This window comes from Uliginosibacterium sp. H1, assembly GCF_036017065.1.
Classification (GTDB): domain Bacteria; phylum Pseudomonadota; class Gammaproteobacteria; order Burkholderiales; family Rhodocyclaceae; genus Uliginosibacterium.
Map to the genome: position 1 here is coordinate 638,037 of NZ_JAYXHR010000001.1, position 17,056 is coordinate 655,092.

Here is a 17,056-nt window from a genome sequence, read left to right on the forward strand (position 1 = left end):
GCTAGCCGCCCAGCCGTCCGATACGCAACGCCAGCGGCCAGCGAATGACGCGCGACTGGTAAGGGTCGCCCCAGGCGGGCAACAGCCGCTCTGCGAGCGTCACCGTGGGGTCCTGCTGGTTGGCGGCGATATAGCGTGCGGTCGCCGACCAGCTCCCCAGGTAGCCGAGGAATTGCGGCAGGTGCCAATGCACCTCCATGTCGAAAGACGGCGCCGTCAGCTCCGCATAGGGAAACGGCAGATCCCGATAGTCGTTCTCGACATGACGACGTTCAGCCGGCCAGAAGGGGCCGACGACATCGCGGTAGAAATGCTGCACGATCTCGTCCAGCACCGGCTCCTGCAGCCGAACCACGCCGTAGCTCCACGCGGCAATCACACCGCGCGGCGTCAGTACGCGCTGCACTTCCGCGTGGAATGCATCAAGGTCGAACCAGTGCAGGGCCTGCGCCACCGTCACCAGCGCGACACTGCCCGCCTCCAGGCCGCTGGCTTTCTCGGGGCCGACCCGATACACCACGTGAGGATGCGCCGGTGCCGCAGCGATCTGCGCCGCATTGATGTCGGTGCCCAGCACGTTCACGAAGCGGTCGGCCAGACCCAGCGTTGCCTGCCCGCTTCCACAGCCGGCATCCCAGGCGAACTGGCGATGCGGCACCAGCGCGGTGAGATGGTCGAACAGCGCTTCAGGGTAGCGCGGGCGGAACTGCGCGTACGCGCCGGCCACCGGGGAGAACAGCCTGGAATGGTCCTTCGCCGCATCCATGCCTCACCTCCATGCCTGCATGCACCACCACCCCGCCCAGGTCGCCAGCAGGGAGCCGGCGACGTGCAGCGTGATCGTCAATCCTGCGGAACCGTATGCCTGCCGCTGCAGCATCCCGAAGACTTCGCCGGAGAAGCTGGAGAAGGTCGTCAGCCCGCCAAGGAAGCCTGTCGTCAGCAACAGTTTTTGCGCCGCGGGCAGCTCCGGCACCGCCTGGATCAGGAACAGCGCGACCCCCATCAGGAAGCCGCCGACCAGGTTCGCCACCAGGGTACCGAGCGGAAACGCCGCCAGCATCGGATTGAGCCAGAGTCCCAGGCCCCAGCGCAGCCACGCGCCTGTCGCTGCACCACCGCCTACCGCCGCCACGTTGATCCAGGTCGTCATCGTTGTTGTGTGCTTCCGCCGTGCGCGGCACAGGATTGTTGTCCGCATTGCTTACAGCCAGCTTATCGCGCCCGCCAGACCATGCGCCCGTGGCGGGCTTCACGGGCACGCGGAAACAAGCCGTTCGCTGCGATGAACGCGGGCCAGGTCAGCGCGTTGACCTCAGGCGCACTGGAGGCTGGAGAGTGGAGACTGCCATCAAGCAGAAGGCCGCTCCCGTGTGACGGGAACGGCCTTCGATAAGTCCTTGCGACAGCCGGCGCGGCCTACCGCTGCACGCTCAGGCGTTCAGGCCACGCGACAGATCGGCCTGGATATCCGTGACGGCCTCCAGCCCCACGGCGACGCGGACCAGCCCTTCGCGGATGCCGGCCGCCTCGCGCGCCTCTGGTGAGACGCGCCCGTGCGTGGTGGTCGACGGATGCGTGATGGTGGTCTTGGTGTCGCCGAGATTCGCGGTGATCGACAGCAGCTTGCAATGGTCGATCACGCGCCATGCGGCTTCGCGCCCATCCTTCACCTCGAAGCTGACCACCGCGCCGCCCGCCTTCTGCTGGCGCTTCGCCAGTTCGTGCTGCGGATGCGATGCAAGCCAGGGGTAATTCACCCGCTCGACCTGCGGCTGCTTCTCCAGCCATTGTGCGATGGCCAGTGCGGATGCAGATTGCGCTTCCACCCGCAGACGCAGCGTCTCGAGGCCGCCGAGCGCCACCCAGGCGTTGAAGGGAGACATGGACGGGCCAGCGGTCCGCAGGAAGCGGAACACCTCCTGCATCGGCTCCTTCGGCCCCAGCACCGCACCGCCCAGCACGCGTCCCTGGCCGTCGATGAACTTGGTGGCGGAATGGATCACGAAATCCGCGCCGAGCTTGATGGGCTGTTGCAAGGCAGGCGAACAGAAGCAGTTGTCCACCGCCAGCCAGGCACCCGCGGCATGCGCCACTTCCGACACGGCCGCGATATCGACCAGTTCGGTCAGCGGATTGGACGGCGTCTCGACGAAGAAGAGGCGCGTATTCGGCTTCACTGCGGCGCGGAAGGAGGCGACGTCGGTGGCCGGCACCCAGCTCGTCTCGATGCCGAACTTGCCGAGGATGTTTCCGAGCAGTTGCTGGGTCGCACCGAACATGCCCTGCGCTGCCACGATGTGGTCGCCGGCTTTCAGCAAACCCATGCACAGCGACAGGATGGCGGACATGCCCGAAGCCGTCGCCACGCAGAACTCCGCGCCTTCCAGCGCAGCGAGCCGTTCTTCGAAGGCCGTCACCGTCGGGTTGGTGAAGCGCGAGTAGATGAAGCCGGGCGCCTCACCGGAAAAGCGCTTTGCCGCTTCTGCCGCATTGGGCGCGATGAAGCTGGAGGTGAGGTACAGCGCTTCGCTGTGCTCGCCGAACTGGCTGCGCGTGATGCCGGCCCGGATGGACAGCGTGTCCGGCTCGCAGCCGAGGAGAAAGTCATCCATATGTCGTACTCCCGAAAAGACAAAACCCGTTCAGCCAAAGCATGAACGGGTTTCGCGTTCGCTTTAGCTGTATTTATCAAGCGCCCGCAAGCTGAGACTCAAATCGGCGCGAAAACGGAAATTACCCGCAGAGCAGGCGCCCGGTCAAGTCTGGGTGCTGCCGACGAGGTTGAGGTCGAGTTGCTCGATCTCGGACTCTTCACCGCCGCTCCAGCCCTTCTCACGCTCGCCCTCGATGTTGCTGAGGTACTCGGCCGTGATGTCGCCGGTGACATAGCGGCCGTCGAAGCAGGAGGCCTCGAAGTCGTCGATCTTCGGATTGAAGGAGGCGACCGAACGCTTCAGGTCTTCCAGGTCCTGGTAGATCAGGGCGTCGGCACCGATCTCCGCGCAGATCTCCGCCTCGTTGCGGAAGGACGCAATCAGCTCGGATCGCGTCGGCATGTCGATGCCATACACGTTGGCATGGCGCACCGGCGGTGCGGCCGACGCCATGTAGACCTTCGTGGCCCCGGCTTCGCGCGCCATGTTGATGATCTCGCGGCTGGTCGTGCCACGCACGATGGAATCGTCCACCAGCAGCACCTTCTTGCCGGCGAATTCCTGATGCATCGCATTCAGCTTCTGCCGCACGGATTTCTTGCGCACCGCCTGGCCCGGCATGATGAAGGTGCGGCCGATGTAGCGGTTCTTCACGAAGCCTTCGCGATACGGCACGTTGAGGCGATGGGCCAGCTCCATCGCAGCGGAGCGTGAGGAATCGGGAATCGGGATCACCACGTCGATTTCCAGATCGTCGTAGTTGCGACGGATCTTGTCGGCCAGGTATTCACCCATGCGCACGCGGCTGTCGTACACCGACACGCCATCGATCAGCGAATCCGGGCGCGCGAGGTAGACGAACTCGAAAATGCACGGTGCATGCGGCTTGGGCTCGGCGCACTGGCGCGCCACCATGTTGCCATTGGTGTCGAACAGCACGGCCTCGCCGGGCGCGATATCGCGCAGGAACCGGAAGTTGAGCACGTCGATGGCCACGCTCTCCGAAGCGACGATGTACTCGTTGCCCTCTGCCGTTTCATTCACACCCATCACCAGCGGCCGGATGCCGTAGGGATCGCGGAAGGCCAGCAGGCCATAGCCGGCGATCATCACGAGTGCCGCGTAGGCACCCTTGGCGCGTCGATGCACGCCGGCCACCGCACGGAAGATGGTGTCCGGGTCGAGACGGAAGGAACCCTGCGAGGCCTCCTGCAACTCATGCGCCAGCACATTGAGCAGCACCTCGGAGTCCGAGTTGGTGTTCATGTGGCGCAGGTCGGCGAGATACATCTCGCGCTTCAATGCTTCGGCGTTCGTCAGGTTGCCGTTGTGGGCCAGCATGAGGCCGAAGGGCGAATTCACGTAGAACGGCTGCGCCTCGGCCGAGTTGTAGGCCGAACCGGCGGTAGGGTAGCGGCAGTGCCCGATGCCCCAGTTGCCCTCCAGGTTGCGCATGTTGCGCGTGCGGAACACGTCGCGCACCAGGCCCGGCCCCTTGTGCATGTGGAAGCGGCCGCCCTCCGCCGTGCAGATGCCCGCTGCATCCTGACCACGGTGCTGCAGGACCTGCAGCCCGTCGTACAGCAGTTGATTGACCGGCGATTTCGCCACGACTCCGATGATTCCGCACATACCTTCACCCGTTACCGATACTTCAAGCGTTTGGCCAAGTCTTCAGGCAAACGCGGCTTGAGCGCGATCACCATCGTTTCCAGTGGCGGTGCAAATACGGCATCGCGCCACCAGGGTTCCTTCGGCAGCGCGGTCAGCCCTGCCAGCAGAACCAGCACCAGCGCGATCAACATGCCCCGCACCGCGCCAAAGATCGAACCCAGCAAGCGGTCGCTGGTACTGAGTCCGGCCGACCTCAACAGTTCCTTCATCAACCAGCGCAGCAGTGCCATGAGGATCAGGCACAGCACGAAGATGGCGATGAATCCCACAGCCCAGCGCGCCCAAGGGTTCGCTGCAATGCCCGCCAGATAAGGCTCGGCAAGCGATGCCCCCTTCCAGGCCAGCACCAGCGCCAACACCCAGCCAGCCAGCGACAAGACTTCGGAAACCAGTCCGCGCCACAAGCCAAGCAGCGTGCTCAGGCCAAGGATGGCGAGGAATACATAATCGAAAACAGTCATGTGGGGGCGGCTACGGCCTGATTCAACGTACCGGTGCCACCACGGCCGCCAAGCCGGCCTGTTTCAGTTTCGCCACGGCCGCATCGGCTGCCGCACGGTTCTTGAACGGACCCACGCGCACACGCGTGCGATCGCCGACCTTCTCGGTGCCCGCGCTGTAGCCAACACCCTTTGCCTTGGCCTGCACGCTGCGGACATTGTCCAGTTCGCGATACACCCCCAGTTGCACATAGAAGCTGCCCGCGGCCGCGGCCGAAGCTGCAGGCTCCTTGCCTTCGAGAATGGCCAGGGCACGATCGGGCTCGGGCGGCTTGGTTGCTGTAGCCGGCTTCTCTCCGGGCGGTTTTTCGCCGGCCGGCTTTTCCTGCGGGGCGGGGACCTGCGGAGGCTGCGAGACAAGGGGAGCGGAAGCGGCCGGGACGACTGCGGGCGCGGTGTGCGGTGCGGTCACCGCCGGCGGCGCAGGTGGTTCGACCGGTGTCGGCGCGGTGGTTTCAGGCGTCGTCGCATCAGGACGCGCCGTGATCAGGCGGGAAGCGTAGTTGCCACCTTCCTGGCTCGGAATCCGGATCTGCAGTTCGTTGCCGCTGGGACGCGGCTCCTTGTCCATGACCACGGGCAGGATGATCGCGGCCGCCATGGCGAGTGCCGCGGCACCCACCAGGCGTCGGCGGGCGCGTTTCTTGAGTTCGAGCTGGGCGTCGTTTTCCGGCATGGATCAGGCGCGAATCAGGCGCTGGACACTAACTGCGCAAGGCGTTGCGCATCACGTCGGCGACTGTCAGGAAGGAACCGAAGGCGACGATTCTATCACCCTCGCCTGCCCTCTTCCGTGCAGCGATCATCGCGTCGGCAGGACTTTCGAAACACTCGACCGACGCAGCCCCCATCGCCTGAAGACGCTCCGCCAGCACCTGCGCGGACAGGCCACGCGGGCCGGGAAGCGAGCACACCAGCCATTTGTCGACCCGTGAAATCATGTGCTGCAGGCTGCCCTCCACGTCCTTGTCGGCAAGCATTCCGCACACCGCCCAGGTCTCCGGAAAGAAACCCATGTTCGCCAGGTTGTCGGCCAGCACGGCGACCGATTGCGGGTTGTGCGCCACGTCCAGCACCACCGACGGACGCCCCGGCAGCACCTGGAAGCGGCCAGGCCACTCCACCAGCATCAGGCCCTGGCGCACCGCCTGCATCGGTACCGGCAGACGGTCGCCGAGCGACTCCAGCGCAGCCAGCGCACCGGCCGCGTTCAGTAACTGGTTGGCACCGCGCAATGCCGGGTAGGCCAGGCTGTTGCGCTTCTGCGCACGGCCGAGGTATTGCCATTGCTGGCGGTCACCGGCAAAACGGAAATCACGGCCCTGCAGCCACAGGTCGGCGCCAATCGCGGCAACGTGGTCCAGCAGGCTCTTTGGCGGTTGTGGGTCGGCGCAGATGGCGGGCTTGCCGGCGCGATAGATGCCGGCTTTCTCGAAGCCGATGGCTTCACGCGTGTCGCCCAGGAATTCCATGTGATCCATCGCCACGCCGGTGACGATGGCGCAGTCCGGCTCGAAGACATTGACGGCGTCCAGCCGCCCGCCCATGCCCACTTCCAGAATCACCACCTCCAGCCCTGCACGACAGAACAACCACCAGGCCACCAGCGTGCCGTACTCGAAATAGGTCAGCGGCACCGCCAGCGACAGCGATGCACGCGCGGCCTCCACCGCGGCGAAGGCTTCGCACAGCGCATCGTCCGCGGCATTGTTGCCGTCGATGCGCACGCGTTCGTTGTAGTCGAGCAGATGTGGCGAGGTGTACAGGCCGACGCGATAGCCCGCCGCGCGCAGCATCGCCTCCAGCATGGCGCAGGTGGACCCCTTGCCGTTGGTGCCGGCGACGGTGATCACGACTGCGTCGGTGCGCGCGCCCAGCGCATCGCGTACGCGCGCGACACGCTCCAGCCCCAGTTCGATGGGGCGGACATGCTGTTGCTCGACCCAGGCCAGCCAGCCAGCCAGGGTGTCAGGAAGAACCATCAGGGATGTTCGATGCAGTTCAGGCGGCGACGGAGGGCTGGCTCGACAGCAGGGTCAGCACCTGGGCAAGCTTCTCGGGCAGCTGGCGGCGATCGACGATCATGTCGATGGCGCCTTTCTCGAGCAGGAACTCGGAACGCTGGAAGCCTTCCGGCAGTTTCTCGCGCACGGTCTGCTCGATCACGCGCGGGCCGGCAAAACCGATCAGCGCCCCGGGTTCGGCCATCACGACGTCACCCATGAAGGCAAAACTGGCCGACACGCCCCCCATGGTCGGGTCGGTCAGCACGGTGACGAAGGGCAGGCGTTTGGCCGACAGGCGCGTGAGGGCAGCGGTGGTCTTGGCCATCTGCATGAGCGAGAACAGGCCTTCCTGCATGCGGGCACCACCGGTCGCGGTGAAGCACACGAAGGGTACGTTCTGCTCCAACGCGGAAGTCACGCCGCGCACGAAGCGTTCGCCGACCACCGAGCCCATCGAGCCGCCCATGAAGTCGAACTCGAACACGGCGACCACCAGGGGAACGGTCTTCACCGCGCCCTGCATGACCACCAGCGCGTCCGCCTCGCCGGTATCTTCGTTGGAGGCGGCAAGCCGCTCCGGGTACTTCTTGCTGTCCTTGAACTTCAGCGGGTCGACCGGCACCACTTCGGCACCAATCTCGAAGCGCCCTTCGGCATCCAGCAGCATGTCCAGGCGCTGGCGCGCGCGGATGCGCTTGTGGTGGCCACACTTCGGGCACACGTACTGGCTCGCGTCCAGGTCGGAGCGATACAGCACGGCCTCGCAGGCCTCGCACTTGATCCACAGGCCTTCCGGAATCGATTTGCGGACCGGTGCATCGCGCTTGATCTTGGGCGGCAGCAGTTTGGTAAGCCAGCTCATGCCTGCACTCCCTCTTTCACTTGGTCGATGGCCTGACGCAGACCGGCCACGAAATTCTGCACACGCGCAACGACCTCGCCACGCGGGGATTGTTCGATCTCTTCGATGATGCGGCTGCCGACTACCACCGCATCGGCGAAGCCGGCCACGCCAGCCGCCGTGGCGGCATCACGGATACCGAAGCCGACGCCCACCGGCATGCCGACCTTCTGGCGGATCACCGGGATGCGGCGCGCCACTTCCTGCAGGTCCAGGTGCCCCGCTCCGGTCACGCCCTTCAGCGACACGTAGTAGATGTAGCCACTGCCCGCTTCCGCCACTTCGGCGAAGCGCGCATCCATGGAAGTGGGAGCCAGCAGGAAGATGGGGTCGATCGATACGGCTTTCAGCTTTGCCGACAGCTCGCGGCATTCCTGCGGCGGGTAATCGACGATCAACACGCCATCCACGCCCGCAGCCTTGGCCTGCGCGACGAAGCTGTCGACGCCCATGGCCTCCACCGGGTTGGCATAGCCCATCAGCACGACGGCGGTTTGCGCATCGGTTTCACGGAAGCGGCGCACGATTTCCAGCACGCCCTTGAGCGACATGCCTTTTGCCAGGGCCCGTTCCGATGCACGCTGGATGGTCGGGCCATCGGCCATCGGGTCGGAGAACGGCACGCCCAGCTCGATGATGTCCGAGCCGGCTGCAACCAAGCCGTGCATCAGCGGCAGCGTGGTTTCGGCATCGGGATCACCGGCCGTGATGTAGGGGATGAGTGCCTTGCGGCCCTCAGCATTCAGTCGCTCGAATACAGCGGCAATACGGGACATAGATTCACCACGAGACGCGGGGCTGCATCGTGGATGCAGCCCCGCTGTCGATTCAGAAACGGATGCCGGATTTTTCGGCGACGGTATGCATGTCCTTGTCGCCGCGACCGGACAGGTTCACCAGCAATACCTTGTCCTTGGGCAGGGTCGGTGCCAGCTTGGCGGCATACGCCAGTGCGTGGGACGACTCCAGTGCCGGGATGATGCCTTCGGTACGGCACAGCGTATGGAAAGCAGCCAGCGCTTCGTCGTCAGTGATGCTGACGTACTGCGCACGCTCGATGTCCTTCAGCCATGCGTGCTCCGGGCCGACACCCGGGTAGTCGAGGCCGGCGGAGATCGAGTGCGTCTCGATGATCTGGCCGTTCTCGTCCTGCAGCAGGTAGGTGCGGTTGCCATGCAGCACGCCGGGGCGACCCGCAGTCAGCGTCGCGGCATGCAGGCCACTGTCGATGCCGTGACCAGAGGCTTCGACGCCAACCAGCTTCACGTCCTCGAACGGGATGTAGGGGTGGAAGATGCCCATCGCATTGGACCCGCCGCCCACGCAGGCGATTACGTAGTCCGGCTGGCGCTCGACCAGTTGCGGCATCTGCTCGATGCATTCGCGCCCGATCACGGTCTGGAAGTCGCGCACCAGCATCGGATACGGGTGCGGGCCCGCCACCGTCCCGATGATGTAGAAGGTGTTGCCGACGTTGGTGACCCAGTCGCGCATCGCTTCGTTGAGCGCGTCCTTCAAGGTCTTGGAGCCGCTCTCCACGGGGACCACGCGTGCTCCCAGCAGCTTCATGCGATAGACGTTGGCGGCCTGGCGCTTGACGTCCTCGGAGCCCATGTACACCACGCACTCCATGCCGTAACGCGCCGCCACGGTGGCGGTAGCCACGCCGTGCTGGCCGGCACCGGTCTCGGCGATGACGCGCGGCTTGCCCATGCGACGGGCCAGCAAGGCCTGGCCGATGCAGTTGTTAACCTTGTGGGCGCCGGTGTGATTCAGATCCTCGCGCTTCAGGTAGATCTGGGCACCACCCAGTTCGGCGGACCAGCGACGCGCATGATAGATCGGGCTCGGGCGACCGACGAAGTGCTTCAGCTCGTATTCGTACTCGGCGATGAACGCCGGGTCCTTCTGGCAGGCCTCGTAGGCCTCGCGCAGTTCTTCGAGCGCGGGAATCAACGTCTCGGCGACAAAAACACCGCCATAGGGGCCGAAATGGCCCACGGCGTCAGGGTACTGGTAGGGAATATCAGGCATCTGCATGGCGAACTCCTGCGACAAAGTCCCGGATCAACGCGGCATCCTTGATGCCCTTGGCGGCTTCCACGCCGCTGCTGACATCCACCGCGAAGGGTCGGACGCGGCGTACCGCATCCTCCACATTCGCCGGATCCAGGCCACCGGACAAAACGATCGGCAGCGGCAAGCCCGGCGGGATCAGGGACCAGTCGAACACGCGGCCACTGCCGCCGTAGCCCTCGGCGAAGGCATCCAGCAACAACCCGGCCGCAGCGCTGAATCGGGCGGCGTAGTCTACCAGATCGAGCCCGGGCCGCATCCGCGCGGCCTTGAGGTAAGGCCGGCCGAAGCCCTCGCAGTCGAGCGCGGTTTCGTCGCCGTGGAACTGGAGCATGGACAGCGGTACGGCGTCCAGCACCTCCTCCACCCGTTGCCGATCCTCATTGACGAAAAGGCCGACGGTACTTACGAAAGGCGGCACGTGGCGGCACAACTCTGCCGCCTGTGCAATGCTCACCGCGCGCGGACTGGGCGGGTAGAACACGAAGCCGATGGCGTCCGCCCCGGCCGCCACGACGGCCTGTACGTCCTCGACACGGGTCAGGCCGCAGATCTTGATACGGGTTCTCACGACAGCTTTCAGGAAAGAGGAAGTTCAACAGGCGCGATGATGCGCCCGCCGTCCGGCAGAGACCAGCGGTCCGGATAGGTCACACCGCACAGGTATAGGCCCGCAGGCGAGAAGGTTGGCGGAGACAGCCGCCGGTCCCGCCGTGCCAGCAACTCGGCAAAGCCGTCCCGATCCAGCGCACCTTTGCCGACGTAGACCAATGCACCGACCAGGTTCCGGATCATGTGATGCAGGAAGGCATTGGCCTCGAAATCGAAACTGATCCAGTTTCCGCGGCGTTGCACGCACACTTCGCGGAGATGACGGACAGGCGATTTCGCCTGGCATTCCGCGGCGCGGAAGGCGGAGAAATCGTGCTCGCCCACCAGCAGCCTGGCAGCTTCCACCATGGCCGTTTCGTCGAGCGGGGCGTGGAACCAGCCCGCCCTGCCCGCCTGCAGGGCCGGACGCACAGGACGATTCAGCAGCAGGTAACGATAGCGTCTGCCCGTGGCGGAAAAGCGCGCATGGAAGTCGTCCGCGACCGGCACGGCCCATGTGACGGCAACACTGTCCGGCAGATGGGCATTCACGCCGCGCACCCAGGCGCCCAAGGGCCGTGATGCCTTGGTATCGAAATGCACGACCTGCGCGGTCGCATGCACGCCGGCATCCGTGCGCCCGGCGCACATCACCCCGATCGGTTCATCGGCAATTTCAGCCAACGCCCGTTCCAGCGCGTCCTGAACACCCGTGCCGCCCGGCTGGGTCTGCCAACCGGTAAAGGCGCGCCCGTCGTACTCGACGCCCAGCGCGAGTCTCACAGGGTTGCCTCGGTAGTTGTTCTGGCTTGGTCGGGCAGCGGCACGCTAGGCGATCGGGAAAATGCCGGCATGAAAGACAACCGGCCGCCCCACAGGGCGGCCGGTTGCGGGACAAGATCGACTGGATCAGCCCAGGCGCGCAAGGATCTGGCGAGCCTGGTCCTTTTGCTGGGAAGCACCATCCGTCACGACTTCTTCGAGCAGTTCGCGAGCACCTTCCAGGTCACCCATCTCTTCGTAAGCACGCGCCAGTTCAAGCTTGGTGCTCACTTCCTCGTTGAGATCGATGCTGTCGGGAACGTCTTCCGAAGCGGCAAGCGTCACCGAAGACGGCACGGCAATCCCGCCGGTGCTCTGTGCGTTGCCGTCCGTGCGCAGGTCGATGTTGCTCAGGTCGACACTGCGATCCGGCATCGCCGTACCACGCTTGGCTTCGTCACCCAGTTCGAAATCAAAGTCCAGCAGGTTGCCTTCGAAATTGGTCTTCTCCAGATCAACCACCGCCAACCCGTCATCGTCGAGATTGCGCTCGATACCCAGATCGGCATCAGTCAGCGAAGCAGGCAGGGACTCGGCATTCAGCGCCCCGATGCCTTCGGGCAGGGTACGCGTCATGGCGGAATCGGACGACAGCGATTTGGCACCACCCAGGTCACCGATGTCGAACTCCAGCGGCGCTGCTTCATCAGCCGCCACCTCGACCGTCTGCTCGTCGAGCGGACGCAGGATGTCGTCGTCGCTGTCGCGCGCCTCCATCTTGGTATCCGGGCCATCTTCGTCCGGCAGCTCGAGGTCGAGGTTGAAATCCAGATTCAACGGCTCGGCAGACTGGCTGCTCACGACAGGTTCCGGCGAAATCTGCGGAATGCCATCCGCATCGCTGGTGAATTGATTGATCTCACCGGGCACCGTCCAGGTCGCGCGCATCTGCGACACATTGTTGGTGCCGAAAGTCACCGCGGACGGTGCATCCTCTTCGAGCGGATCCGGAATCGTCAGCGGCGCGGCAGCCGCCGCGACGGCAGCAGCAGCCACCGGCGTCGGCACGCTGGGGGCCGAGACCGGTGCAGCAGCAGTCGCCCCAGTGCGGTACAGGGCATTTTCCGGATCGAGCGCAGTGCCCAGGGCAGCAGCCTTGGCCCAGTCGTCGCCCGCACCACCGGTCTGGGTGAACAGATCCGTAGCGATATTCTCGAACTGCTTCACGCTGCGACGCTGCGAATAGATTTCCAGCAGCTTCACGTAGATTGCAGTGCGGCTCGGGTCGTTCTTCAGCGCATCGAGAAGGATTTCCTCAGCTTGCGCGTCGCGGCCATAAGCCATGTAGACGTCGGCTTCCGCCACGGGATCGACGCCTTCGTCGGTATCGATCGCAGACAGCCCGGACTGGCTGAAATCGGTGTGCAGTACGCTGGTGCCCGTATCGACGGTCTGACCACCCGCGTTACCGAACACGGAATTCGGGCTGGTCGATGCTTCGGTCAATGCCGTGGTGTTCAGCGAGGAGTTCTTGTTCTGCTGTTGCTTCTTGCGCCACAGCAGACCACCACCCAGCAGCGCGGCCGCTGCGAGCAACATGCCGAGCGTACCGCCGGGGAAGCTCGACTCCTCTTCCACCACCGGCTGCGGAGCCGGAGGCGGCGCAGGCTGTTGAGCCGCCGGCTGGGGAGCTGGGGCCGGCGCAGACGCCACCTCTTCGACCGGTGCAACCTCTGCAACCGGCTCGGACACTGCGGGCACCGCTACTGCCGCAGCAGCAGCGGCCTGGGTAGCCGCCAGTTCCGCAGTGGCCTTGGCTTCTTCCGCAGCCTTCTGTTCATCGGCGAGGCGCTGGGCCTCTGCGGCCTTACGCGACTCTGCCGCCTTCTGTTCTTCAGCCAATCGGGCTGCTTCGGCCTTCTTGGCGTCTTCGGCAGCCTTCCGGGCATCCTCAGCGGCTTTTCTTGCGTCTTCGGCAGCCTTCTTGGCTTCTGCGGCCTTCTGCGCGTCGGCAGACTTGGCCAGAGAATCAGCCTTCTTCTGGGCGTCCTGCGCGGCCTTCTCGGCTGCGGCCGACTGCTTCTGCAGATTGGCCAGATTCTCGTCCTTCATCTTGACGAGATCCTGCAGCCCCTTGATGTTCTTCTCGAGTTCGGCGACTCGGCTACGCGCTTCCTTCAGCGCCTTGTCGCGGCTGGCGATGTCCTCTTCCAGCGACTGGATGCGACCGGCAGCAGCCTTGCCATCAGTCGTAGCGGCAGCACCCGGTGCCACCTGCGTCTTGGCGATCTTCAGCTTGTCCTGGTTGCTGGCCTGCGCCGGTGCGGTTTCCTGCACCTTCGGCGCAATCTGGCCGGAGGAAGACTGGCTGCCGGAGGCCTCGCGAGCCGGACCGGCTTCCGCAGCGGCAGCGACCTGATTACGGTAAACGTCGAAATTCGACGCCTTCAGCACGATCTGGCGGGCCTCGCGTGGTGCAATCGCCTTGGCGTCTTCCGCAGTCGGAACACTCAGGATGCGACCAGCACGCAGGCGATTGATGTTCCCGTTCGTGAAGGCCTGGGTATTCGCCTGGTAGAGCGCAGCAAGCATCTGGTCTTGCGTAACGCCTTCGCTCTTCAGATCCGTCGCGATCGACGAGAGCGAATCGCCCCGCTGCACTTCGTATTCGCCATCAGTCGCAAGCTTTCGCGACTCCACGGGCGCCGTGGGTGCAGCCGCAGCGGCACGGCGGGCAGGTGCAGCGGCAGCAGGCGTTGCGGTGCTGCGCGGAGCAGGCGTTGCGGTGCTGCGCGGAGCAGAGACGGAAGGAGCGGGCGCCACCGGTGCGGCCACTGCGGGGCCCGGCTGGCCTGCCAGCGGACGCAGGTCCGCCTCGGACGGGTCCAGCAGGAAAGTGTATTCACGCAGCAGACGGCCGCCTGCCCAGTTGAGCTCGATCAGCATGTCAACGAAGGGCTCGTTGAACGCCCGATCAGACGTCACGCGGACGATCGCGCTGGCGCCACGACGCTCGACTGCCATGCGGATTCCGGTCAGCGAACCCGCGTACTCGATGTTCGCGCGCTTGAAGGAGTCCGGTGACGCCAATCGCGCCGACAGGGTTTCAAGCTCCTCGGGCGTGGCCGCGACTTCCACTTCGGCACGCAAAGGCTGCCCCAGTGATGAAAGAACGGTGATTCGGCCAAGGCCGGCTGCACTTGCTTGGCCAGCAATAGCAGCAATCATCGCTGCAACCAGGGTGCTACGAAGAATCGGTTTTTTCATCTTGAGTATCTGAGGCGCTCTGATGGCGATCTTAGTGAATAGTCCCTAGATCAAAATAACATCAACAAGTTATGCCTGCAAGCTAATCTAATCCCTGAATTATCGGCTCTAAACGCAAAAACAAAACGGGGCAGCTTTGGCTGCCCCGTTGCTTTTATGCATCAAGCAGGATCCGCAACATGCGCCGCAAAGGCTCCGCTGCTCCCCACAAGAGCTGGTCACCAACGGTAAAGGCTGCCAGATACTCAGGGCCCATCGCCATCTTGTGCAGACGACCAACCGGTACGTGCAGATGACCGGTCACTGCAGCAGGCGTCAACTCGCGTTCCGAGCGCTCGCGCTCGTTCGGCACGACGCGCACCCAGTCATTGGCGCGCGCCAGAATGTCATTGACTTCATCCAACGGCACATCGCGCTTCAGCTTGATGGTCAGCGCCTGGCTGTGGCAGCGCATGGCGCCGATGCGCACGCACAGGCCGTCGATGGGGATGCTGCCCTGGGTCCGGAAAGCCGGTTTGCCGAGGATCTTGTTGCACTCGGCACCGCCCTTCCATTCTTCCTTGCTCTGGCCGTTTTCGTAGGCAACGTCGATCCACGGGATTAGGCTGCCGGCTAGCGGAACACCACGGAAATTCTGGACCGGCATTTCCGCCGAACGGACTGTTTCGGCGACCTTGCGGTCGATATCCAGGATCGCCGAAGCCGGGTCTTCCAGCAAATGTGCGACCGAACCGTGGATCTTGCCCATCTGCGCGATCAGTTCGCGCATGTTCTGCGCACCTGCACCGGACGCCGCCTGATAGGTCATGGACGTCGCCCATTCGACCAGGTCATTCTGGAACAGACCACCCAGCGCCATCAGCATCAGGCTGACCGTGCAGTTGCCGCCGACGTAATCCTTCACGCCACGCGACAGGCCGTCCTTGATGACGTTCTGGTTCACCGGATCGAGGATGATGATCGCGTGATCCTTCATGCGCAGCGCAGACGCTGCGTCGATCCAGTAACCGTCCCAGCCAGCAGCGCGCAGTTGCGGGTAGACCTCGTTGGTGTAGTCACCGCCCTGGCAGGTGATGATGGCTTCCATCTGCTTGAGCGCCTCGATGCTCTTCGCGTCCTGCAGGGCCGGCACATCGCGACCGATGTCAGGGCCTTTTCCGCCGACATTGGAAGTCGTGAAGAACACCGGGTCGATCAGCGCAAAGTCGTTCTCTTCGCGCATGCGTTGCATCAGCACGGAGCCGACCATGCCGCGCCAGCCGACGATACCTACTCGCTTCATGATGAATTTCCTTGATTAACTAACCTGTCCCCGCCTTGTCTTGGCCCCATCTCCGCTGCGGCGGAGACAGGCGCAGTAGCGACAGGACTAGACCCCAATGGTGGTTTTGGTAGTCGTTTTTTTGGTGGACAGGGTGGTCGTGACGGTCACGCCACGCGTGATCACACCGCGCGCGCAGGCCACACCATCCGCAGTGCGGATGATGTTTTGCAGAGCCTGTGCGAGCTTGTTCATGTGACCACGTCTTCCTGTCTTACAGCGCCGCGATGACCGCGTCGCCCATTTCGCGCGTACCCACGCGCTTGCAGCCTTCTTCCCAGATGTCGCCGGTGCGCAGGCCGGAGGCCAGTACCTTCTTGACGGCATCTTCGACGCGGACTGCAGCCGCTTCGTTGGCACCACTGTAGCGCAGCAACATCGCCACGGAAAGGATGGTCGCCAGCGGATTGGCGACGCCCTTGCCGGCGATGTCGGGTGCGGAACCGTGGCAAGGCTCGTACATACCCTTGTTGTTCTGGTCCAGCGAGGCAGACGGCAGCATGCCGATGGAGCCCGTCAGCATCGAGGCTTCATCCGACAGGATGTCGCCGAACATGTTGCCGGTCACCATCACGTCGAACTGCTTCGGGGCACGCACGAGCTGCATGGCGGCGTTGTCGACCAGCATGTGCGACAGCTCGACGTCCGGGTACTCCTTGGCGACTTCGATCATCACGTCGCGCCACAGCTGGGTGGTTTCCAGCACGTTCATCTTGTCGACCGAACAGACCTTCTTGTTGCGCTTCTGGGCGGACTTGAAGGCGACATGGCCGATGCGGCGGATCTCGTCCTCGTTGTAGATCATGGTGTTGCGACCGACGCGCTTGCCGTCTTCGGTCGTGATGCCACGCGGCTCGCCGAAGTAGATGTCGCCGGTCAGCTCGCGCACGATCAGGATGTCGAGGCCGGACACGACTTCCGGCTTCAGCGAGGAAGCATTGGCCAGTTCCGGATACAGCATGGCCGGACGCAGGTTGGCGAACAGGTTCAGATCCTTGCGGATGCCCAGCAGGCCACGCTCCGGACGCTGCGGGCGCGGCAGCACGTCCCACTTCGGGCCACCGACGGCGCCGAGCAGCACGGCGTCGGAGGCACGCGCCAGCTTCTTCGTCTCTTCCGGATACGGCTCGCCGGTGGCATCCACGGCGCAGCCACCCAGCAGGGCGTTTTCCATCTCTACCTTGAGACCGTCGCTACGCAGGGCTTCCAGCACGCGCACGGCTTCGGCGGTGATTTCGATACCGATCCCGTCACCGGGCAACACACAGATCTTCATGCTTGTTTTCTTTGTTCGTTCGGAA

16 protein-coding genes are annotated in these 17,056 nt (G+C 64.3%); all 16 read right to left on the reverse strand.

Features of this window, described 5'->3' with window-relative positions:
• Position 1: 1 nt before the first annotated feature.
• Positions 2-766, reverse strand: coding sequence for a class I SAM-dependent methyltransferase (locus VVD47_RS02895; protein WP_327601895.1), 765 nt, complete (start codon positions 764-766; stop codon positions 2-4).
• A 3-nt stretch (positions 767-769) separates the two neighbouring features.
• A complete protein-coding gene (crcB, locus tag VVD47_RS02900; RefSeq protein ID WP_327601896.1) occupies positions 770-1,153 on the reverse strand; it encodes a fluoride efflux transporter CrcB in 384 nt (127 codons plus the stop codon).
• A gap of 280 nt (positions 1,154-1,433) precedes the next feature.
• On the reverse strand, positions 1,434-2,615 hold the full coding sequence (locus VVD47_RS02905) for an O-succinylhomoserine sulfhydrylase (protein WP_327601897.1): 1,182 nt from the start codon (positions 2,613-2,615) through the stop codon (positions 1,434-1,436).
• A gap of 144 nt (positions 2,616-2,759) precedes the next feature.
• Positions 2,760-4,289 (reverse strand): amidophosphoribosyltransferase, encoded by a 1,530-nt coding sequence (purF, locus tag VVD47_RS02910; RefSeq protein WP_327601898.1) that lies wholly within the window; start codon positions 4,287-4,289, stop codon positions 2,760-2,762.
• A gap of 11 nt (positions 4,290-4,300) precedes the next feature.
• Complete coding sequence (locus VVD47_RS02915) at positions 4,301-4,792, reverse strand: CvpA family protein (RefSeq protein ID WP_327601899.1); 492 nt, start codon at positions 4,790-4,792, stop codon at positions 4,301-4,303.
• A 22-nt stretch (positions 4,793-4,814) separates the two neighbouring features.
• The gene (locus tag VVD47_RS02920) at positions 4,815-5,507 is read right to left on the reverse strand and encodes an SPOR domain-containing protein (protein WP_327601900.1); all 693 of its coding nucleotides are present in this window, start codon (positions 5,505-5,507) and stop codon (positions 4,815-4,817) included.
• A 28-nt stretch (positions 5,508-5,535) separates the two neighbouring features.
• Complete coding sequence (folC, locus tag VVD47_RS02925; protein WP_327601901.1) at positions 5,536-6,813, reverse strand: bifunctional tetrahydrofolate synthase/dihydrofolate synthase; 1,278 nt, start codon at positions 6,811-6,813, stop codon at positions 5,536-5,538.
• 19 nt (positions 6,814-6,832) lie between these two features.
• Positions 6,833-7,699, reverse strand: a complete 867-nt coding sequence (gene accD / locus VVD47_RS02930; RefSeq protein ID WP_327601902.1) for an acetyl-CoA carboxylase, carboxyltransferase subunit beta — start codon at positions 7,697-7,699, stop codon at positions 6,833-6,835.
• Entirely contained in the window at positions 7,696-8,514 is an 819-nt protein-coding gene (trpA, locus tag VVD47_RS02935) for a tryptophan synthase subunit alpha (protein WP_327601903.1), read from the reverse strand. Before trpA ends, accD begins: the two co-directional genes overlap by 4 nt.
• A 52-nt stretch (positions 8,515-8,566) precedes the next feature.
• On the reverse strand, positions 8,567-9,778 hold the full coding sequence (gene trpB / locus VVD47_RS02940; RefSeq protein ID WP_327601904.1) for a tryptophan synthase subunit beta: 1,212 nt from the start codon (positions 9,776-9,778) through the stop codon (positions 8,567-8,569).
• Complete coding sequence (locus VVD47_RS02945) at positions 9,765-10,385, reverse strand: phosphoribosylanthranilate isomerase (RefSeq protein ID WP_327601905.1); 621 nt, start codon at positions 10,383-10,385, stop codon at positions 9,765-9,767. Before VVD47_RS02945 ends, trpB begins: the two co-directional genes overlap by 14 nt.
• Before the next feature lie 8 nt (positions 10,386-10,393).
• Complete coding sequence (truA, locus tag VVD47_RS02950; RefSeq protein ID WP_327601906.1) at positions 10,394-11,188, reverse strand: tRNA pseudouridine(38-40) synthase TruA; 795 nt, start codon at positions 11,186-11,188, stop codon at positions 10,394-10,396.
• 126 nt (positions 11,189-11,314) lie between these two features.
• The gene (locus VVD47_RS02955; protein ID WP_327601907.1) at positions 11,315-14,434 is read right to left on the reverse strand and encodes a FimV/HubP family polar landmark protein; all 3,120 of its coding nucleotides are present in this window, start codon (positions 14,432-14,434) and stop codon (positions 11,315-11,317) included.
• Positions 14,435-14,588: 154 nt separating this feature from the next.
• Positions 14,589-15,716 carry an aspartate-semialdehyde dehydrogenase gene (asd, locus tag VVD47_RS02960; protein ID WP_327601908.1) on the reverse strand — a complete coding sequence of 376 codons (1,128 nt, stop codon included), beginning with the start codon at positions 15,714-15,716 and terminating at the stop codon, positions 14,589-14,591.
• Between the two features lie 87 nt (positions 15,717-15,803).
• Positions 15,804-15,950: a hypothetical protein gene (locus VVD47_RS02965; RefSeq protein ID WP_327601909.1), complete on the reverse strand. Its 147-nt coding sequence runs from the start codon at positions 15,948-15,950 to the stop codon at positions 15,804-15,806.
• Positions 15,951-15,969: 19 nt separating this feature from the next.
• On the reverse strand, positions 15,970-17,031 hold the full coding sequence (leuB, locus tag VVD47_RS02970) for a 3-isopropylmalate dehydrogenase (protein WP_327601910.1): 1,062 nt from the start codon (positions 17,029-17,031) through the stop codon (positions 15,970-15,972).
• Between the last annotated feature and the right edge of the window lie 25 nt (positions 17,032-17,056).